The sequence below is a fragment of the Burkholderia sp. AU45388 genome, assembly GCF_030481585.1.
Classification (GTDB): Bacteria; Pseudomonadota; Gammaproteobacteria; order Burkholderiales; family Burkholderiaceae; genus Burkholderia; species Burkholderia sola.
The window spans coordinates 69,880-90,264 of the sequence record NZ_JAUJPV010000019.1 but is presented as its reverse complement, the minus strand read 5'-3'; the positions used below and the strand labels follow the sequence as shown (position 1 = coordinate 90,264).

Genomic DNA, 20,385 nt, shown 5'->3' with positions numbered 1-20,385 from the left:
GAACGCCGCATCGCCTGACATCAAGCATGGCGGCCAGCGAACGATTAAATCCAAACATGTCCGATATTTCGATCCACGACCTAGAAGCCGCGATCAATTTCTGGCGCGCCCGCTCGCCGTCGAGCGGCGACGAACTCAAACTCTGCGAAGAGGCCAGCGCGCTCTCCAAGCCGTATGCGCTGCTGATTGTACAGCGCGAAAGCGCGCTGCAACTGGAAGGATTGGACCCCAAGGCGCGGAAAGCGTACGAGACTTACGTGCGCCTTAAGGATGGCTTGGAAAGCTGAAGGCTTTCGCTGAGTACATCCTAGAAAACGTTCAGCGAAATGAAAAGTTGACGCGCCGCGCACGGAAAGATGCGCGGCGGTGGAGGCGGGACTCGGAATTCAGGCGCCCGGTTGCGCATGCGTGGCGGCGCCGTCGATGAACCGCGCGAGTTCGATGTCGCGTTCGGTCAGGCCGTCGGCGTCGTGGGTCGACAGCGTGACGTCGACGCGGTTGTACACGTTGAACCATTCCGGATGATGGTTCATCTCCTGCGCCTTGATCGCGACACGCGTCATGAAGCCGAATGCCTCGTTGAAATCGGCGAAGCGCAGGCGGCGCTGGATCGCGTCGCGGCCCGGCACGGCCGTCCAGTGCGGCAGGTTTTCGAGCCGGGTCTTGCGTTCTTCGGATGTGAGCTTGTGGATCATCTTGCACCTCTCGTTCGGTAACGGCGCCCGCGCGCGGCCGTGCCGCGCGGCGAAGCCGGCGTCGTTCATTGTTTCATAGTTGCGGAAAGGGCGACGGGCGACGGGCGACGGGCAGCCGGCAGCCGGCAGCCGGCAGCCGGCGGGGGGCGCCGGACGTGTCACGCGTCGGCGTCGTCGGGCCAGCCTTCGCCCGTGCCGCGATGCAGCACGCGGTCGGTGTCGAGCACCGCGCCGGCCGCGAATTCGGGCAACGCCGCGAGCCGGTCGGCCAGCGCGCGGCCATCGACGTCGGCGAGCGCGAACAGTTGCGCGAAATCGTCGATCACGAAGTAGGTCTTCTGGAACGTGTCGATCCGGTACTTCGTGCGCATCACGCGCTCGAGGTCGAACCCGAGCCGGTTCGGCGCCGCGCTTTCGAGGCTGTACAGGCTTTCGCCCTTGCTCGACACGATCCCGGCGCCGTAGATCGACAGCCCGTTCGTGCCGCGCGGGTCGCGGATCAGCCCGAATTCCACCGTATACCAATAGAGGCGCGCGAGCCGCGCCAGCGCCGCTTCGTCGTCGGCGACCGCGAGCGCGGTGCGGCCGTACGCCTGCATGTAGTCGGCGAACACCGGGTCGATCAGCAGCGGCACGTGGCCGAACAGGTCGTGGAAGCAGTCGGGTTCCTGCAGGTAGTCGAGCTGGTCGGGGCGGCGCATCCACCAGGTGACCGGGAAACGCCGGTTCGCGAGGTGCGCGAAGAACACGCGGTCGGGCACGAGGCCGGGCACCGCGACGATTTCCCAGCCGGTCGCGGGCTTCAACTGGCGGTTCACGTCGGCGAACGACGGCATGCGATCGGCCGGCAGCGCGATCTTGCCGAGGCCGGCGACGAACGCGTCGCACGCGCGGCCGCGCAGCAGCGCCGACTGGCGCGCATAGAGTTGCTTCCACACCGCGTGGTCGACCTGGCCGTAGCGCTGCAGCGGCTGGTCGATGGTGAAATCGGCGCGGGTTTCGAGGCCCGCGTCGAACTGTTCCTGCAGTTTCGCGGTGACGACGGTGGACATGATCAGGCTCTGCACGCTGTAGTGGGGACCATGCAAGTGTAGAGCTGGCTGTGCGCGGATTGGGCGCATAGTTGGCGTTGATTCGTCGGAAGATGCGATAATCGCGCATCAAATTGCGAATCAATGCGGAGGATGCTCATGCTGGAACTCGACCACTTCGATCTCGCGCTGCTGGACGTGCTGCAGCGCTTCGGTCGCGCGACGCATCAGCAGCTAGGCGAGGAAGTGCCGCTGTCGCCGTCGCAGATCGGCCGGCGGCTGCAGCGGCTGGAGGCGGCCGGCGTGATCGAAGGCTATCGCGTGATGCTGCGGCCCGAGAAACTCGGGCTCGGCGTGACCGCGTTCACGAGCCTGAAGCTCAAGCATCACGGCGATTCGATCATCGAGCAGTTCCAGCAGCAGATCGACGTGCTGCCCGAGGTGCTCGAATGCCATGCGGTGGTGGGCGATGCCGACTACCTGCTGCGAATCGTCGCGCCGGATCTCAACGCGCTGTCGCAGTTCGTGATGAAGAAGCTGATGCGGGTGCCGGGCGTCGACAGCGTGCGCTCGAACATCGTACTGACGACCTTCAAGCGAAACGGTGCGCTGCCGCTCGCGCATCTGGCGCCGGGTGCCGCGTGACGGGGCGGCAACCGCGGCATCGGCGCTGAAGGCGGCACGACGTACCGCCTTCGATGGGGCCCGATCAGACCGTTTCGGGCTGCGCGTCGGCGTTCAACAGATCGACGTACGCGACCGCGACGAGATCGTCCTGCGCCACGCCGAGTTTCCCGAACACCTCGTGCGCTTCGGCTTCGCCGCCCGCTTCGTCGTCGTCGGGGCCGAGCACGACTTCGAGCTCGATGAAATCGCCGAGACCGTCGACGCGGTCGAGGTGGATGCGCGTGCGGCCGGCGAGGTACACGTGCCGCTCCTTCGTCACGATTCCGCGCGTGGTCAGCGCGGTCGCGAGCAGCGAATGCATCGCGTCGGGGTTCGTCACCGGGCTGCGCGTGTAGTACGACGCCTTCGGGCCGTCGCGATCGTCGCGCTGGTAGAAGATCAGCTCGGCCGGCGTGCCGTCCTCGAAGCGGCGCAGCTTGAGCCGGCCGCGCGGCACGTCATAGAAGAAATCCTGCTGGCGGTAGAAGAGCGGCGCTTCGGTCGCGAGCTGCGCCGCCCGTTCGCGCAGCCGGTCGAATTCGCGGGCGCGGGCTTTGATCTCGATGTTGCGGGCCATGCGGGTCTCCTTCAATCGGGGTCTCGCGGTGTGCGAACGCACAATCTAGCAAAAAGCCTGCGATGGCGGCGTGACGAGCGGACGGGGCGCGGCGACACGACGCGGGGCGCGCGATTCGGCTCGCGACGGCGATCCGCGGCATGCGTCGGGCGCCGAAACCCGCTGCGTCACCGGCCGCATCGTCATCAGCAACCCTCATATCGCCCACTGCGCCTCGATCAGCCGGAGCGCGGCCGCGATCGCCGGCTCGTCGCGTCGCTCGGCGAGCGTCACGAACGTCAGCTCGGTCGGCACCGTCACGCGTTCGACGATCGTCAGCGCATGCGCGTGCGCCTCGGCCAGCGCGGTCGAATCGCGCGCGAGCGTCAACCCGATCCCCGATTTGACGAGATCGAGCATCGACTGCTCCTGGTCGACCTCGGCGACCTTCGCCGGCTGCGCGCCGGCCGCGGCGAACAGGCGCGACAGCAGCCGGTGGTGGGCGGACGCCGGCGGCGTCCAGATCCACGGCAGCGCGGCGAGCGCGCGCCAGTCGTGCGCGCGCTGCACGCGCTCCTTCCAGCCGGCCGGCGCGAGCACGCGGTATTCGAAACGCGTGAGCGTGACGGTGTGGAACAGCGCGCCGTCGCGCGGCGAATCGTCCTCGGGCCGGCCGATGTAGTAGCCGACGTCGAGCGCCTGCGCGCGCACCTGTTCGAGCACCCAGCCCGACATCCCGTGGCGCAGCGCCGTTTCGATCTGCGGATGGGTCTCGACCAGCGCGCGCAGGAAGCCGCCGAGCCGCAGGAAACCGGGATCGAGGATCGTGCCGATCCGCAGCCGGCCGCGCACCTCGTGACGCAGCGCGGCAGCGGCGCGCTGTACGTCGGCGGCCGCGGCGAGCGCGCGCTCCGCGTGCGGCAGCAGCGTCTGCCCGTCGCGCGTGAGCGCGAGCCCGCGCGACGTGCGCGTGAACAGCACGACGCCGAGCGTTTCCTGCAGATGCTTGATCTGCAGGCTGACGGCCGGCTGCGTCAGATGCAGCTGCACGGCGGCGCGCGTGAGGTTGCCTTCGCGGGCGACCGTCGCGAACGCGCGAAGCAGGGTGAGATCCATCGTCGTGATATGAGCGCGGCTTATAACGCAGTTCAGCATAACTCATTGGATCGGCGGCCGCGCGCGGGAGTACGCTTCATCGGGTCGGGCGCGCGGGGCCGCAGGCGCGACGCGACGCACTATGCTGGAAATGACGCGCGGCATCGCGCCGCGCGGTACACAACAACGAGCTTCGCACGGGGGGCCGGAGTCAGCGCTGAGGCGCTCATTCGGGCCGACTGCGAAGCATGCGGCTCAGGTAAGCGCGAAGCGTTGACCCGAGCCGACAGGAGACACGCCGTGAGTACTCAACGCACGCTCGAGGGTGAATTCGACTATGTGATCGTCGGCGCGGGCACCGCGGGCTGCGTGCTCGCGAACCGCCTGACCGAGGATCCCGACATCAGCGTGCTGCTGCTCGAAGCGGGCGGCAAGGACGACTATCACTGGATTCATATTCCGGTCGGCTATCTGTATTGCATCGGCAACCCGCGCACCGACTGGCTGTACAAGACGCAGCCGGAGGCGGCGCTCAACGGCCGCGCGCTGTCGTATCCGCGCGGCCGCGTGCTCGGCGGCTGCTCGTCGATCAACGGGATGATCTACATGCGCGGCCAGCGCGAGGACTACGACAACTGGGCGCAGGAAACCGGCGACGCCGGCTGGTCGTGGGACAGCGTGCTGCCGATCTTCAAGCGCAGCGAGGATCACCATGCGGGCGCGAGCGACGCGCACGGCGCGGGCGGCTACTGGCGCGTCGAGAAGCAGCGGCTGCGCTGGGAGATCCTCGAATCGTTCGCGCAGGCCGCGCAGCAGACCGGCATTCCCGCCACCGACGATTTCAACCGCGGCGACAATGCCGGGGTCGGCTACTTCGAAGTGAACCAGAAGCGCGGCGTGCGCTGGAATACGTCGAAGGCGTTCCTGCGGCCCGCGATGGCGCGCCCGAACCTGACCGTGATCACCGGCGCGCATGCGCAGCGCGTGATCTTCGACGGACGGCGTGCGGTCGGCGTCGAGTACCACGGCGGCGGCACCGACTACGTCGCGCGGGCGCGCTCGGAAGTGCTGCTGACGTCCGGCGCGGTGAATTCGCCGCAACTGCTCGAACTGTCGGGTGTCGGCGATGGCCGGCGGCTGCAGGCGCTCGGCATCGACGTCGTGCAGGATCTGCCGGGCGTCGGCGAAAACCTGCAGGATCACCTGCAATTGCGGATGGCGTTTCGCGTCGATGGCGTGCGCACGCTCAACACGCTGTCCGCACGCTGGTGGGGCAAGCTGATGATCGGCGCCGAATATGCGCTGCTGCAGCGTGGGCCGATGTCGATGGCGCCGTCGCAACTGGGCGCGTTCGCGAAATCGGATCCGGACGATCCCGCGCTCACGCGCCCCGATCTCCAGTATCACGTGCAGCCGCTGTCGCTCGAACGCTTCGGCGAGCCGCTGCACGGCTTCAACGCGTTTACGGCGTCGGTCTGCCATTTGCGTCCGACCTCGCGCGGCAGCGTGCACGTCACGAGCGCCGATCCGGGCAGCGCACCGGCGATCGCGCCGAACTATCTGTCGACCGATCACGATCGTCACGTCGCCGCGAACGCGCTGCGCCTCACGCGCCGGATCGCATCCGCGCCGGCGCTCGCGCGCTATCGCCCCGAGGAAATCCTGCCGGGCACACGGTACCGGACCGAGGCCGAACTGATCGACGCGGCCGGCGTCGTCGGCACGACGATCTTCCATCCGGTGGGCACCTGCCGGATGGGGCGCGCCGACGACGCGCGCGCGGTGGTCGACAGCCGGCTGCGCGTGCGCGGCATCGCGGGGTTGCGGATCGTCGACGCATCGGTGATGCCGTTCATCACGTCGGGCAACACCAATTCGCCGACGCTGATGATTGCCGAGCGCGCGAGCGACATGATTCGTGCCGACCGCCGTGCGGCGCGCGAAACGACGTCGGTGCGAACCGAGGCCGCGGCGACGGCGGCATGACGGCTCGCTGACCCGCGCGCCAGCGGGCCGTCATGCGCGCCCGCTGATTCGCTATGCGAAACAAGCCGCCGGCGCCTGCGCGCGAACGGCAAGTTCCGTGCAAGCCGCGCCGTCGCGCGGTTTTTTTCGTCGCGTGCGTGCCGGGTCCTGCCGCAGTTCAACGCGTGATGATGCACGTATCAAAAAAGCACGGTGAATAACCGCGCGCCGTCGCGCCCGATATGGCGGCGACCCCTATAAGTGCAAATCCCGATGATTGCACTGCACCAACGGCGCGACAATGTCCCGCAATGTGCATACGCGTCGGCGCGGGAGACCACCCTCGAGGCGTACCACGGCGCCCGGGGCAGCCGGCTGATCCGCTGACCTGTTCGCGGCCGCTTGCGCCAGGCTTCCCGGTGCTTCGCCTGACTTCGTACGGAAGGGAACATGATTCTCGGCGACACGATTCTGGAAACACGCGGACTGACGAAGGAATTCAGGGGCTTCACCGCCGTGAACGGCGTCAACCTGCGTGTGCGGCGCGGTGCGATCCATGCATTGATCGGGCCGAACGGCGCGGGCAAGACCACCTGTTTCAATCTCCTCACCAAATTTCTGACGCCGACGGCCGGCCAGATCGTCTTCAACGGCATCGACATCACCGACGAGCGCCCCGCGCAGGTCGCGCGGCGCGGCATCATCCGCTCGTTCCAGATCTCGGCCGTGTTTCCGCACCTGACCGCGCTGCAGAACGTGCGCATCGGCCTGCAACGCGCGCTCGGCACCGAATTCCATTTCTGGCGCAGCGAACGCACGCTGAAGCGGCTCGACGATCGCGCGATGGACCTGCTCACGCAGGTCGGCCTCACCGATTTCGCGCACGTGCCGACCGTCGAGCTGGCCTACGGCCGCAAGCGCGCGCTCGAGATCGCGACGACGCTCGCGATGGAGCCCGAACTGATGCTGCTCGACGAGCCCACGCAGGGGATGGGCCACGAGGACGTCGACCGCGTGACCGCGCTGATCAAGAAGGTCGCGAACGGCCGCACGATCCTGATGGTCGAGCACAACATGAACGTGATCGCGGGAATCTCCGACACGATCACCGTCCTGCAACGCGGCGAGGTGCTGGCCGAAGGCTCGTATGCGGAAGTGTCGAAGAATCCGCTCGTCATCGAAGCCTACATGGGCAGCGCCGACGCGGCGCTCGCGGGGGCGCACGCATGAAGCACAGCGAACGGGAGGAACGCGAATTGAGCGGCGTCGAGAGCGGTACGCCTGCGCTGGAAATCACGGGCCTGGAGGCCTGGTACGGGGAATCCCACATATTGCACGGCGTCGACCTGACCGTGCATCGCGGCGAGGTCGTCACGCTGCTCGGCCGCAACGGCGCGGGCCGCACGACGACGCTGCGCGCGATCATGGGCCTCACGGGCCGCCGCAGCGGGTCGATCAAGGTTGCCGGCCACGAGACGATCGGCCTCGCGACGCATCGCATCCCGCATTACGGCATCGGCTATTGCCCGGAGGAGCGCGGGATCTTCTCGAGCCTGTCGTGCGAGGAGAACCTGATGCTGCCGCCGCTGATCGGGCCGCGCGAGCACGCGATGTCGCTCGACGAGATCTACGCGATGTTTCCGAACCTCGCGTCGCGCCGGCAGAGCCAGGGCACGCGGCTGTCCGGCGGCGAGCAGCAGATGCTCGCGGTCGCGCGGATTTTGCGCACCGGCGCGAACCTGCTGCTGCTCGACGAGATCTCCGAGGGCCTCGCGCCGGTGATCGTGCAGGCGCTCGCACGGATGATCGTCGCGCTGAAGGCGCGCGGCTACACGATCGTGATGGTCGAACAGAATTTCCGCTTCGCCGCGCCGCTCGCCGACCGCTTCTACGTGATGGAGCACGGCAGCATCGTCGAGCATTTCCGCGCATCCGAACTGGAAGGCAAGATGCCGACCCTGCACGACCTGCTCGGCGTGTGATGCCGCCTCGTTCCCCTTGCCGCTAGCCGTGGCGGCCCTCGAACAACCACAACGCATCAGAACAACAGGAGACGTCAATGAAAATGAAGACCCTCGCACAGGCCTGTCTCGCGCTCGCGGCCGCCGCGTTCACAGCCGGCGCCGCCCACGCGGCGGATACCGTGAAGATCGGCTTCATCACCGACATGTCGGGGCTTTACGCGGATATCGACGGGCAGGGCGGTCTCGAGGCGATCCGCATGGCGGTCGCGGACTTCGGCGGCAAGGTGCTCGGCAAGCCGATCGAGGTCGTCTATGCCGATCACCAGAACAAGGCCGACATCGCCGCATCGAAGGCGCGCGAATGGATGGACCGCGGCGGCCTCGACCTGCTGGTCGGCGGCACGAACTCGGCCACCGCGCTGTCGATGAACCAGGTCGCGGCCGAGAAGAAGAAGGTCTACATCAACATCGGCGCGGGCGCCGACACGCTGACCAACGAGCAGTGCACGCCGTACACGGTCCACTACGCATACGACACGATGGCGCTCGCGAAGGGCACCGGTTCGGCGGTGGTGAAGCAGGGCGGCAAGACGTGGTTCTTCCTGACGGCCGACTACGCGTTCGGCAAGGCGCTCGAGAAGAACACGTCGGACGTCGTGAAGGCGAACGGCGGGCAGGTGCTCGGCACGGTGCGCCACCCGCTGTCCGCGTCGGATTTCTCGTCGTTCCTGCTGCAGGCGCAAGCGTCGAAGGCGCAGATCCTCGGCCTCGCGAACGCGGGCGGCGACACGATCAACTCGATCAAGGCCGCGAAGGAATTCGGCATCACGAAGACGATGAAGCTCGCCGCGCTGCTGATGTTCATCGACGACGTGCACAGCCTCGGCCTCGAAACGACGCAGGGCCTCGTGCTGACCGACAGCTGGTACTGGAATCGCGATGCGGCGTCGCGCCAGTGGGCGCAGCGCTACTTCGGCAAGATGAAGAAGATGCCGTCGAGCCTGCAGGCGGCCGACTACTCGTCGGTGACGACGTACCTGAAGGCCGTGCAGGCCGCCGGCACGACCGACTCCGACAAGGTGATGGCCGAGCTGAAGAAGATGAAGATCAACGACTTCTACGCGAAGGGCTACATCCGTCAGGACGGCAGCATGATCCACGACATGTACCTGATGGAAGTGAAGAAGCCGTCCGAATCGAAGGAGCCGTGGGACTACTACAAGGTGCTCGCGACGATTCCGGGCGAACAGGCGTTCGGCACCAAGCAGGAGACGCGCTGCGCGTTGTGGAAGTAGGCATCGCATGGCGGCGCGCACGGGCGCGCCGCACGGTGGCGGCCGCAGCGACGTGCCCGCTGCGCCGTCCGCATGCGCGTCGCAAGGAAGTTGCGCGCGCAACGAAACTCATTCTGACGGCTAAGTCGATGGAAATCTTTGGCATTCCGTTGCCGGCGATGCTGAGCCAGTTGCTGCTCGGGCTCGTCAACGGCTCGTTCTACGCGATCCTGAGCCTTGGGCTCGCGGTGATCTTCGGGCTGCTCAACGTGATCAACTTCGCGCACGGCGCGCTGTTCATGCTGGGCGCGATGCTCGCGTGGATGGGGCTGTCGTATTTCGGGCTGCCGTACTGGGCGATGCTCGTGCTGGCGCCGCTGGTGGTCGGCGCATTCGGGATCGCGATCGAGCGCTCGATGCTGCGCTGGCTGTACAAGCTCGATCACTTGTACGGGCTGCTGCTCACGTTCGGCCTCACGCTGGTCGTCGAAGGCGTGTTCCGCTCGATCTACGGATCGTCGGGGCAGCCGTACGACGTGCCGTCGCAGCTGTCCGGCGCGACCAACCTCGGCTTCATGTTCCTGCCGAACTATCGCGCGTGGGTGGTCGTCGCGTCGCTCGCGGTGTGCCTCGCGACGTGGTTCGTGATCGAGAAGACGCGCCTCGGCGCGTACCTGCGCGCGGGCACCGAAAACCCGAAGCTCGTCGAGGCGTTCGGCGTGAACGTGCCGATGATGATCACGCTCACCTACGGCTTCGGCGTCGCGCTCGCCGCGTTCGCGGGCGTGCTGGCCGCGCCGGTGATCCAGGTGTCGCCGCTGATGGGCCAGCCGATGATCATCACCGTGTTCGCGGTGGTCGTGATCGGCGGGATGGGCTCGATCCTCGGCTCGATCGTCACGGGCCTGCTGCTCGGCGTGATCGAAGGCTTCACGCGCGTGTTCTATCCCGAAGCGTCGGCCACCGTCGTGTTCGTGATCATGGCGATCGTGCTGCTGTTCCGCCCGGCGGGCCTCTTCGGCAAGGAAAAATGATGCAGAGAAAAGTGCTCTACGGCGTCCTGCTCGCCGCACTGCTCGCCGCGCCGTTCATCGGCGCGTATCCGGTGTTCGTGATGAAGGTGCTCGCGTTCGCGCTGTTCGCGGCCGCGTTCAACCTGCTGATCGGCTATACGGGGCTGCTGTCGTTCGGCCATGCGATGTTCCTCGCGACGGCAGGCTATGCGACCGGCTACTCGATGCAGACGCTCGGCTTCACGCCGGAGCTCGGCGTGCTGGCCGGCACCGTCGCCGCGACGCTGCTCGGGCTCGTCGTCGGGCTGTTCGCGATCCGCCGGCAGGGCATCTACTTCGCGATGATCACGCTCGCGTTCGCGCAGATGGTCTACTTCATCTATCTGCAGGCGCCGTTCACGCACGGCGAGGACGGCCTGCAGGGCGTGCCGCGCGGCCGGCTGTTCGGGCTGCTCGACCTGTCGAACGACGTCACGCTGTACTACGTCGTGCTGGCGGTGGTCGTGGCCGCGTGCGCGTTCATCGTGCGGGTCGTCCATTCGCCGTTCGGCCAGGTGCTCGTCGCGATCAAGGAGAACGAAGCGCGCGCGATCTCGCTCGGCTACGACACCGACCGCTTCAAGCTGCTCGCGTTCATCCTGTCGGCCGCGCTCGCGGGCCTGGCCGGCTCGCTGAAGGTGCTCGTGCTCGGCTTCGAGACGCTGTCGGACGCGTACTGGACGATGTCGGGCCTCGTCGTGCTGATGACGCTCGTCGGCGGAATGGGCACGCTGTTCGGGCCGCTGCTCGGCGCCGCGCTGATCGTCGCGCTGGAAGACCGGCTCGGCGACATCGGCGAATGGCTCGCGTCGACGACGGGCATCGGCTGGTTCCATTCGCTCGGTGAATCGGCGACGATCGTCACCGGACTGATCTTCATCGCATGCGTGCTGGCGTTCCGGCGCGGGATCGTCGGCGAGATGGTCGCGCGGATCAAGCCGCTCAGGGCATCGTCGTGAGCATGCCGTGCGCGTCGCCCGCGTTGATGCGAAGCACCATCCCGCTCGTTCGGGGAAGGGCGCCGCCGCGGGCGCGGGCCGTCGCCGCGCGGCAGATTGGTGCCCCATTTTCGTGCGGCGATGCACCATAGGGGTAAATGCTAAGTTGTCGTGGTGCTTAAGCCTCTTTAAGATTCACCTCAGTTCTGATGCACCGCGAAACGAATTTGCAGGTGGAGAACGAGGAGACAATCGAGGCACAAAGTGCCCGGACCCCAAAGCGCTGTTGGACGGAATCCAACAGCGCTTTTTCATTTGCGTGCACGGATTTCATCGGTGGTGCATCGGACCGCCTTCCGCGTTTGCGTTCGCACCGCGTCTTTTTCCCGTTTCCCTTTCTTGCGATCCGTTCGCCGACGATGTGCAATCCTGCACAGGCGCTTCGGGCTTACCCGGTTGGCGTGCGCGAAAGGCGTCCGTTACACTCGGCTTTCGCCGACCGTGCGGTCGGGAAAATCGGTCGGCAGTTCTCCTACAAGCACAATGCAGAAGAGGGAGTACGGTTGGATGAGCAGCGCAGCACGGTGGATCGGGGCAGGAGACGCGGCGGGCGCCGTTCGTTCGTCATGGGGTGCGCGGTGAGTCGTCGCGGTATTTCCGAGCCGTTCCAGGGCCGGTATGCGCGTCCCGGCGCCAGCGCGGGTCGTTGCGCTCGCATCCGTCTTCTTATCCGTTTGCGCAATCGCATGAGCGGCCGGCTTTCCGATGTGTCGTCGCTTGCCGTGCGTGCCGACCCTCGATGCGCGCGCAACGCGCTTCCCCGCGCTTCCTCATTTCTTCGCTTGCTTCATCCTGACGACACCGCTGCTGCGCATCGTGACGGTCGAACGGCCGTTTCAATCGGTGCGCGGCGCGTTGCGGCGTGTCGCGGGAAAACGAGCGTAGGCGCGGTCAGGCGAGATAGTTAAATTATTAACTTGTTTGGGGAACCGGGAGCCGCCCGAGCGACCCGTGGCTTTTTCGAGCAGCGTTTGGAGACAACGTAAATGAAGATGAATCGATGGATGGAGGCCGTGCTTGCCGCGGGCCTCGTGTGTGCGGCGGCCACGGCGTCGGCGCAGGTGAAGATCGGCGTGACGCTGTCGGCCACCGGGCCGGCCGCGTCGCTCGGCATTCCGGAAAAGAACACGATCGCGCTGCTGCCGAAGGAAATCGCGGGCAAGAGCGTGCAGTACATCGTGCTGGACGACGCGTCCGACACGAGCCGTGCGGTGCAGAACGTGCGCAAGCTGATCGACGAGGACCACGTCGACGCGATCATCGGTTCGTCCGTCACGCCGAACTCGCTCGCGATGCTCGATCCCGTGTCGCAGGGCAAGACGCCGACGATCTCGCTCGCGGCGAGCGCGCAGATCATCGCGCCGATGGACGCGAAGCGCGCATGGATGTTCAAGGTGCCGCAGAACGACCAGCTGATGGCGGACGCGATCGCCGGCTACATGGCGAAGCACGGCGTGAAGACGGTCGGTTTCATCGGCTTCGCCGATGCGTACGGCGACAGCTGGTACAAGACGTTCGACGCGGCGGCCGCGAAGAACGGGCTGAAGCTCGTGTCGAACGAGCGCTACAACCGGACCGACGCGTCGGTGATGGGGCAGGTGCTGAAGCTGCTGGGCTCGAACCCGGATGCGGTGCTGATCGCCGGCTCCGGCACGCCGGCGGCACTGCCGGCCAAGACGCTGAAGGAGCGCGGCTACAAGGGCAAGGTCTACCAGACGCACGGCGTCGCGAACAACGATTTCCTGCGCGTGTGCGGCAAGGATTGCGAAGGCGAGATCCTGCCGGCCGGCCCCGTCCTCGTGACCGACCAGCTGCCCGATTCGAATCCGGTGAAGAAGGCGGCGCTCGGCTACAAGGCCGCGTACGAGAAGGCCTACGGCGCCGGTTCGCTGTCGACGTTCGGCGGCCATGCGTGGGATGCGGGCCTGCTGCTGCAGCGGGCGATCCCGGATGCGCTGAAGAAGGGCCAGCCGGGCACCGAGGCATTCCGCGAAGCGCTGCGCGCGTCGCTCGAAAGCGTGAAGGACCTGCCCGTCTCGCACGGCGTGATCAACATGACGGCGACCGATCACAACGGCTTCGACACGCGTGCGCGCGTGATGGTGCAGATCGTCGACGGCAAGTGGAAGTTGCAGGCCGAGTAAGCGTCACGTGAAACCGGCGTGCGCGGCGCGAACGGCGCCGCGCACGCCGTCGGCGGGGTGGCGCGCGTCACGGCCCGTCCTTGCCGCCTGGAACGGCCGGAGCCCGCCGCGCGCCCCGGCCGTTTCCGCCTTTCGTTTCTCCGCAGCATTCTCTCGATACACGAAACGTATGGATCTCTCGATTGCGGCGATCCTCGCGCAAGACGGCATCACGACCGGCGCCATTTATGCATTGTTGTCGCTGGCGCTCGTGCTGGTATTTTCCGTCACGCGGGTGATCTTCATTCCCCAGGGCGAATTCGTCGCCTATGGTGCGCTGACGCTGGCCGCGTTGCAGGCGCAGAAATTTCCCGCCACCTGCTGGCTGCTGTTCGTGATGGGCATCGCGTGCTTCCTGCTCGAAGCCGGTGGCCTGATCCGGCATCGCGAACGCCGCCATCAGCTCGGCCGCACACTCGCGACGCTCGGCAGCCGCTACATCCTGCTGCCGCTCGCGGTGTTCGCGATCACGCGCAGCTTTGCCGCGCAGCCGATGCCGATGCTCGCGCAGATCGCGCTGACGCTCGCGATCGTCGTGCCGATGGGGCCGTTCGTCTACCGGCTCGTGTATCAGCCGATCGCCGAAGGCACGACGCTGCTGCTGCTCATCGTGTCGGTCGCCGTCCATTTCGCGATGGTCGGCCTCGGCCTCGTGATGTTCGGTGCCGAAGGCTCGCGCACCAACGGGTTCTCGGACGCGTCGCTCGCGATCGGCAGCATGACGGTATCGGTGCAGAGCATCCTCGTCGTCGTCACGGCGCTCGTGCTGATCGGTGCGCTCTACGTGTACTTCGGCCGCACGATCGCCGGCAAGGCGCTGCGCGCGACGTCGGTGAACCGGCTCGGTGCGCGGCTCGTCGGCATCGGCACGACCGAAGCCGGGCGGCTCGCGTTCACGTTCGCGGCGGGGCTCGGCGTGCTGTCCGGGATCCTCGTCGGTCCGCTGACGACGATCTACTACGACTCGGGCTTCCTGATCGGGCTGAAGGGTTTCGTCGGCGCGATCATCGGCGGGCTCGTCAGCTATCCGCTCGCGGCCGCCGGCTCGTTGCTCGTCGGCGTGCTCGAATCGTATTCGTCGTTCTGGGCGAGCGCCTACAAGGAGGTGATCGTGTTCACGCTGATCATTCCGGTGCTGCTGTGGCGGAGCTTCGCGACGCCGCATGCGGAAGAGGAAGAGGAGTGACGCGATGAAGACGATGGTACGCAACAAGACCTTCTGGCTGTTTCTCGTGGTGCTGTTCGCGTTGCCGGTGCTGCCCGGCGCGCTGCAGGTGCCCGAGTACTGGATCACGCTGCTCAACTACATCGGCCTGTATGCGATCGTCGCGATCGGGCTCGTGCTGCTGACGGGCGTCGGCGGGATGACGAGCTTCGGGCAGGCCGCGTTCGTCGGCATCGGCGCGTATGCGACCGCGTTCCTGACGACGCGCTACGGCGTGTCGCCGTGGCTCGCGCTGATCGTCGGCGTCGTGCTGACGGCGCTCGTCGCGTTCGTGCTCGGCGCGGTGACGATGCGGCTGTCCGGGCACTTCCTGCCGCTCGGCACGATCGCGTGGGGTCTCGCGCTGTTCTACCTGTTCGGCAACCTCGAACTGCTCGGCAAGTACGACGGAATCAACGGGATTCCGGCGCTGAACCTGTTCGGCATCGTGCTTGAAAGCGGCCGCAGCCTGTACTTCCTGATCTGGGCCGTGGTGCTGGCCGCGATCGTGTCGGTGCAGAACCTGCTCAACAGCCGGCCCGGCCGCGCGATCCGCGCGCTGCGCGGCGGCGGCGTGATGGCCGAGGCGATGGGCGTGAACACCGCGTGGATGCGCGTCGTGATCTTCGTCTACGCGGCCGTGCTCGCGGCGGTATCGGGCTTCCTGTACGCGCATCTGCAGCGCGCGGTGAACCCGACGCCGTTCGGCCTCAACCACGGGATCGAATTCCTGTTCATGGCCGTGGTGGGCGGCGTGTCGCACGTATGGGGCGCGGTGCTCGGCGCGGCGATCCTGACCGTGCTGCAGGATTACCTGCAGACGCTGCTGCCGAAGCTGCTCGGCTCGGAAGGCAACTTCGAGATCATCGTGTTCGGCGTGCTGATGGTGCTGCTGCTGCAGTACGCGCGCCAGGGCGTATGGCCGTTCGTCGCGAGGCTGTTCCCGCGCGGGCCGCGCGCGCATGTGCCCGAGCAGGCCGACCCGCTGCCGCAGCGCGCGAAGCCGGTGGCCGGCGAGCCGCTGCTCGTCGTCGACCACGCACGCAAGCAGTTCGGCGGGCTCGTGGCCGTGAACGATGTCAGCTTCGACGTGAAAGCGGGGCAGATCATCGGGCTGATCGGCCCGAACGGCGCGGGCAAGTCGACCACGTTCAACCTCGTGACCGGCGTGCTGAAGCCGACCGGTGGCGCGATCACGTTCCGCGGCGAGCGCATCGACGGGCTGACGTCGCGCCAGATCGTCCGACGCGGCATCGGCCGTACGTTCCAGCACGTGAAGCTGTTGCCGACGATGACGGTGCTCGAGAACGTCGCGATCGGCGCCCATCTGCGCGGTCATACGGGTGTGTGGCGCAGCATTGCGCGGCTCAATGCGCACGAGGAAGCGCAGTTGCTGGCCGAGGCCGCGCGCCAGATCCGCCGCGTCGGGCTCGAGACGCATATGTACGACGAAGCGGGCAGTCTCGCGCTGGGTCAGCAGCGGATTCTCGAAATCGCGCGGGCGCTGTGCTGCGATCCGACGCTGCTGCTGCTCGACGAGCCGGCCGCGGGGCTGCGTTACCAGGAGAAGCAGCAACTCGCCGACCTGCTGCGGCGGTTGAAAGCCGAAGGGATGAGCGTATTGCTCGTGGAACATGATATGGATTTCGTGATGAATCTCACCGACCGGCTGGTGGTGATGGAGTTCGGCACGCGGATCGCGGAAGGGTTGCCGCAAGAGGTGCAGCAGGACCCGGCCGTACTCGAGGCGTATCTGGGCGGGGTGGAGTGATGACGGACACGACGATGCCGATTCTCGAAGTGCGCGGGTTGGCGGTGCGGTACGGGAAGGTGGAGGCGCTGCACGGTGCCGCAATCAAGGTCGGGGCGGGGCAGATCGTCAGCGTGATCGGCCCGAACGGCGCCGGTAAATCGACGCTGCTGAACGCGATCATGGGGGCGCTGCCGGTAACGGGGCATGCGTCGGGCGCCGTCGTGTATCGCGGCAACGACATCGGCGCGTTGCCGGTCGAGCAGCGCGTCGCGCGCGGGATGTGCCTCGTACCGGAAAAGCGCGAGCTGTTCAGCACGATGACGGTCGAGGACAACCTCGTGCTGGGCGCGTATCGACGCAAGCAGGCAGGAGAATCGAACTTCCTCGATCAGCTCGATCACGTGTTCGCGCTGTTTCCGCGGCTGAGGGAGCGCCGCAAACAGGCGGCCGGCACGCTGTCCGGCGGCGAGCGGCAGATGCTGGCGGTCGGCCGTGCGCTAATGGGGAAGCCCGACCTGCTGATGCTCGACGAGCCGAGCCTCGGCCTGGCGCCGCTGATCGTGAAGGAGATCTTTCATATCATCAGCGCGTTGCGCGGCACGGGCGTGGCGACGCTGCTGATCGAGCAGAATGCGCGAGCGGCGCTTCAGATATCCGACTACGGCTATGTGCTGGAGACGGGCGAGTTTGCGCTGGAAGGGCCGGCGGCCGAGCTTGCGCAGAATCCGCGTGTGATCGAGACGTATCTTGGGCTGGCGAAGAAGACGGCTTGATTGTGTGGGGTGGGTGGGAAACGGGCGGCGTGTTTCACGTGAAACACGCCGTTTTTGTTTGTGTGGTTGGGGCGGCGGACGATGCATCGCCGGTTCGGAACTGGGGATAAGCCGTGCCGGAATAGTTGGAAGTGCTGTGCGGTACTGCGCTCGGCTGGTTCCACAGGTCGGCGGACAAGCGGCCGGGACAACCGGCTGAAATGCTGTGTGGAGGGCACAGCGTGTCCGGGCCGGCGTGCGGGGGGCGACCCCCAGACGTCGGGCAGTTCGAGGTGCCGCCCATGCTTTGCACAGGCCCGAAGATGTGCGTGGAATCACGCATCGTCCATGCTGGAGCAGCCCCGGGCGCGGCAAATTTGCGCGTTTCCGACTAAAAATCGCCGGACTGCACAGACCCTACCATTCGGACGGCCTTCGGGCGAAAAGCGAACCCGCTATAATTCGGCCCATACATTTCTCAGATAGGTTCGTGCGCTGCTCTGCGTACGGAATCCACCATGCTTTTTCCCACAGAATTTGACGTCATCGTCGTCGGTGGCGGCCATGCCGGCACGGAAGCCGCGCTGGCATCCGCCCGTATGGGCGCAAAGACACTGCTGCTGACCCACAACATCGAAACGCTTGGGCAGATGAGCTGCAATCCGTCGATCGGCGGCATTGGCAAAGGCCATCTGGTCAAGGAAGTCGATGCGCTGGGCGGCGCAATGGCCGCCGCAACGGATGAAAGCGGTATTCAGTTCCGGATCCTCAATTCGTCGAAGGGCCCGGCCGTGCGCGCGACGCGTGCGCAGGCCGATCGCATCCTGTACAAGGCCGCGATCCGCCACCGGCTCGAAAATCAGCCGAACCTGTGGCTGTTCCAGCAGGCCGTCGACGATCTGATGGTCGAAGGCGACCGCGTGGTCGGCGCTGTCACGCAGATCGGCATCCGCTTCCGCGCTCGTGCAGTCGTGCTGACGGCCGGTACGTTCCTCGACGGCAAGATCCACGTCGGCCTGAACAACTACACGGGCGGCCGCGCGGGCGATCCGGCGGCCGTGTCGCTGTCGTCGCGCCTGAAGGAGCTGAAGCTGCCGCAGGGCCGGCTGAAGACCGGTACGCCGCCGCGTATCGACGGCCGGACGATCGACTTTTCGAAGCTCGACGAGCAGCCGGGCGACCTCGATCCGATTCCCGTGTTCTCGTTCCTGGGCCGCGCGGAGCAGCATCCACAGCAGCTGCCGTGCTGGGTCACGCATACGAACGAGCGCACGCACGACATCATTCGCGGCGGTCTCGACCGTTCGCCTATGTATACAGGGGTGATCGAAGGCGTCGGGCCGCGCTATTGTCCATCGATCGAGGACAAGATCCACCGGTTCGCATCGAAGGAATCGCACCAGATCTTCCTCGAGCCGGAAGGCCTGACGACCAACGAGTTCTACCCGAACGGGATCTCGACGAGTTTGCCGTTCGACGTGCAGCTCGAACTCGTGCATTCGATGCGCGGCCTCGAGAATGCGCACATCCTGCGCCCCGGTTACGCGATCGAGTACGATTACTTCGACCCGCGTGCGCTGAAGGCGTCGTTGGAGACGAAGGCGATCAACGGGTTGTTCTTTGCGGGCCAGATCAACGGCACGACTGGCTATGAGGAAGCGGCTGCGCAGGGTCTGCTGGCCGGCGTCAATGCGGGCCGCTACGTGCAGGAAAAGGATGCGTGGTGCCCGCGTCGCGACCAGGCGTATCTGGGCGTGCTGGTCGACGATCTCGTCACGCGCGGCGTGGCGGAGCCGTACCGGATGTTCACAAGCCGCGCCGAGTATCGCCTGAGCTTGCGCGAAGACAACGCCGACATGCGCCTGACCGAGGTCGGTCGCGAGCTTGGGCTGGTCGACGATGCGCGTTGGGACGCCTTCAGCCGGAAGCGCGACGCTGTTTCACGTGAAACCGAACGCCTGAAGTCGACGTGGGTTACGCCGAAGACGCTTGCTGCGGAAGAGGCGACCGCGTTGCTCGGCAAGGCGATCGACCACGAATACAGCCTCGCCGAGCTGCTGCGCCGCCCCGGTGTAAGCTACGACGGCGTGTGCGGGCTGAAGGGTGGCGAGTGCGGCCCGGCGGAGCCGCTGACCGACGATCCGGTGCTGCTCGAGCAGATCAAGGAGCAGGTCGAGATCGGCGTCAAGTACCAGGGCTATATCGAGCGCCAGGCATCCGAGATCGAGCGCAACGATGCGAACGAGAACACGCGCCTGCCGGACGGTATCGATTACCGCGAAGTCCGCGGCCTGTCGTTCGAGGTGAGCCAGAAGCTCAACGAGTTCCGGCCGGAAACGATCGGGCAGGCGTCGCGCATTTCGGGCGTCACGCCGGCGGCAATCTCGCTGCTGATGGTGCACCTGAAGCGTCGCGGCCTGGGCCGCCGCAACGGCACGGACGCAGCCGCCGCGGAGCAGGGGGACGGCACCGTCCCGACGCAACAATGACGGCGCGTCGCGCACCGGCGGTTAATCGGGACGTACTGGAGGGGATGCTCGTCGAAGGCACGGCGGCGCTCGACCTCACGCTGACGGATACACAACGCAACCAGTTGCTCGACTACGTCGCGCTGCTCGGCAAGTGGAACGCGGTCTACAACCTGACCGCGATCCGCGATCCGAAGCAGATGCTGATCCAGCACATCCTCGATTCACTTTCCATTGTCCCGCATCTGCGCGGCCGTGCGTCGGCGCGCGTACTCGACGTCGGCTCGGGCGGTGGGCTGCCCGGTATCGTGCTGGCGATCGTCGAGCCGAGCTGGCAGGTCACGCTGAACGACATCGTGCAGAAGAAGTCTGCGTTCCAGACGCAGATGCGCACGGAGCTGAAGCTCGCGAACCTGTGGGTCGTCACCGGGCGGGTCGAATCGCTGCAGCCGGGTGTCGAAGTCCCGGAAAAATTCGACATGATCGTATCCCGCGCTTTCGCGGACCTGTCCGACTTCGTTAAACTTGCTCGACATCTGGTCGCGCCGGGCGGATCGATCTGGGCGATGAAGGGCGTTCATCCGGACGACGAGATTGCGCGGTTGCCGGAAGGCAGCCGCGTGAAGCAGACGATCCGGCTGGCTGTGCCGATGCTCGATGCGGAGCGGCATCTGTTCGAAGTAGCCGTCGACGACGCGAATTGAAGGCGCGCGGTAGCGCGCCGTTTGT

The 20,385-nt window shown here is 66.4% G+C and carries 18 protein-coding genes; 14 read left to right on the top strand and 4 right to left on the bottom strand.

Features of this window, described 5'->3' with window-relative positions; translation table 11 throughout:
• The first annotated feature begins 56 nt into the window (after window positions 1-56).
• Window positions 57-287: a DUF3717 domain-containing protein gene (locus tag QZM72_RS25915; protein WP_006401493.1), complete on the top strand. Its 231-nt coding sequence runs from the start codon at window positions 57-59 to the stop codon at window positions 285-287.
• 99 nt (window positions 288-386) lie between these two features.
• Here QZM72_RS25915 and QZM72_RS25910 read toward each other — a convergent pair whose 3' ends face one another.
• Together QZM72_RS25910 and phhA are read right to left on the bottom strand one after the other, a co-directional pair.
• Complete coding sequence (locus QZM72_RS25910; RefSeq protein ID WP_301739568.1) at window positions 387-764, bottom strand: 4a-hydroxytetrahydrobiopterin dehydratase; 378 nt, start codon at window positions 762-764, stop codon at window positions 387-389.
• Window positions 765-853: 89 nt separating this feature from the next.
• The gene (gene phhA, locus QZM72_RS25905) at window positions 854-1,747 is read right to left on the bottom strand and encodes a phenylalanine 4-monooxygenase (protein WP_301739567.1); all 894 of its coding nucleotides are present in this window, start codon (window positions 1,745-1,747) and stop codon (window positions 854-856) included.
• 138 nt (window positions 1,748-1,885) lie between these two features.
• Between phhA and QZM72_RS25900 the strand changes: the two genes are divergently transcribed.
• On the top strand, window positions 1,886-2,371 hold the full coding sequence (locus QZM72_RS25900) for an Lrp/AsnC family transcriptional regulator (protein WP_006408082.1): 486 nt from the start codon (window positions 1,886-1,888) through the stop codon (window positions 2,369-2,371).
• Window positions 2,372-2,435: 64 nt separating this feature from the next.
• Here QZM72_RS25900 and QZM72_RS25895 read toward each other — a convergent pair whose 3' ends face one another.
• The gene (locus QZM72_RS25895; protein WP_089466301.1) at window positions 2,436-2,969 is read right to left on the bottom strand and encodes a class IV adenylate cyclase; all 534 of its coding nucleotides are present in this window, start codon (window positions 2,967-2,969) and stop codon (window positions 2,436-2,438) included.
• Between the two features lie 195 nt (window positions 2,970-3,164).
• Window positions 3,165-4,064 carry a LysR family transcriptional regulator gene (locus QZM72_RS25890; protein WP_089466302.1) on the bottom strand — a complete coding sequence of 300 codons (900 nt, stop codon included), beginning with the start codon at window positions 4,062-4,064 and terminating at the stop codon, window positions 3,165-3,167.
• A gap of 279 nt (window positions 4,065-4,343) precedes the next feature.
• On the opposite strand from QZM72_RS25890, the gene QZM72_RS25885 reads away from it, so the two are divergent.
• The 12 genes from QZM72_RS25885 to rsmG all read left to right on the top strand — a co-directional run bounded on the left by QZM72_RS25885 (window position 4,344) and on the right by rsmG (window position 20,360).
• Window positions 4,344-6,029 carry a GMC family oxidoreductase gene (locus QZM72_RS25885; protein WP_301739566.1) on the top strand — a complete coding sequence of 562 codons (1,686 nt, stop codon included), beginning with the start codon at window positions 4,344-4,346 and terminating at the stop codon, window positions 6,027-6,029.
• A 429-nt stretch (window positions 6,030-6,458) separates the two neighbouring features.
• Window positions 6,459-7,238 carry an ABC transporter ATP-binding protein gene (locus QZM72_RS25880; protein WP_089466304.1) on the top strand — a complete coding sequence of 260 codons (780 nt, stop codon included), beginning with the start codon at window positions 6,459-6,461 and terminating at the stop codon, window positions 7,236-7,238.
• A complete protein-coding gene (locus QZM72_RS25875) occupies window positions 7,235-7,990 on the top strand; it encodes an ABC transporter ATP-binding protein (RefSeq protein WP_089466305.1) in 756 nt (251 codons plus the stop codon). The genes QZM72_RS25880 and QZM72_RS25875 overlap by 4 nt, the downstream gene beginning before the upstream one ends.
• Window positions 7,991-8,067: 77 nt before the next feature.
• Window positions 8,068-9,267 carry an ABC transporter substrate-binding protein gene (locus tag QZM72_RS25870; RefSeq protein ID WP_301739565.1) on the top strand — a complete coding sequence of 400 codons (1,200 nt, stop codon included), beginning with the start codon at window positions 8,068-8,070 and terminating at the stop codon, window positions 9,265-9,267.
• A 128-nt stretch (window positions 9,268-9,395) separates the two neighbouring features.
• Window positions 9,396-10,280: a branched-chain amino acid ABC transporter permease gene (locus QZM72_RS25865; RefSeq protein WP_034188182.1), complete on the top strand. Its 885-nt coding sequence runs from the start codon at window positions 9,396-9,398 to the stop codon at window positions 10,278-10,280.
• Window positions 10,280-11,257 carry a branched-chain amino acid ABC transporter permease gene (locus tag QZM72_RS25860; protein ID WP_179233354.1) on the top strand — a complete coding sequence of 326 codons (978 nt, stop codon included), beginning with the start codon at window positions 10,280-10,282 and terminating at the stop codon, window positions 11,255-11,257. Before QZM72_RS25865 ends, QZM72_RS25860 begins: the two co-directional genes overlap by 1 nt.
• A 1,025-nt stretch (window positions 11,258-12,282) precedes the next feature.
• Entirely contained in the window at window positions 12,283-13,440 is a 1,158-nt protein-coding gene (locus tag QZM72_RS25855) for an ABC transporter substrate-binding protein (RefSeq protein WP_301739564.1), read from the top strand.
• A 169-nt stretch (window positions 13,441-13,609) separates the two neighbouring features.
• A complete protein-coding gene (locus QZM72_RS25850; protein WP_089466309.1) occupies window positions 13,610-14,665 on the top strand; it encodes a branched-chain amino acid ABC transporter permease in 1,056 nt (351 codons plus the stop codon).
• Between the two features lie 4 nt (window positions 14,666-14,669).
• Entirely contained in the window at window positions 14,670-16,454 is a 1,785-nt protein-coding gene (locus QZM72_RS25845) for an ATP-binding cassette domain-containing protein (protein ID WP_089466310.1), read from the top strand.
• Window positions 16,454-17,209, top strand: a complete 756-nt coding sequence (locus QZM72_RS25840; protein WP_089466311.1) for an ABC transporter ATP-binding protein — start codon at window positions 16,454-16,456, stop codon at window positions 17,207-17,209. The genes QZM72_RS25845 and QZM72_RS25840 overlap by 1 nt, the downstream gene beginning before the upstream one ends.
• Before the next feature lie 497 nt (window positions 17,210-17,706).
• Window positions 17,707-19,677, top strand: a complete 1,971-nt coding sequence (mnmG, locus tag QZM72_RS25835; protein WP_089466312.1) for a tRNA uridine-5-carboxymethylaminomethyl(34) synthesis enzyme MnmG — start codon at window positions 17,707-17,709, stop codon at window positions 19,675-19,677.
• The gene (rsmG, locus tag QZM72_RS25830) at window positions 19,674-20,360 is read left to right on the top strand and encodes a 16S rRNA (guanine(527)-N(7))-methyltransferase RsmG (protein ID WP_089466313.1); all 687 of its coding nucleotides are present in this window, start codon (window positions 19,674-19,676) and stop codon (window positions 20,358-20,360) included. The genes mnmG and rsmG overlap by 4 nt, the downstream gene beginning before the upstream one ends.
• Window positions 20,361-20,385: the final 25 nt, after the last annotated feature.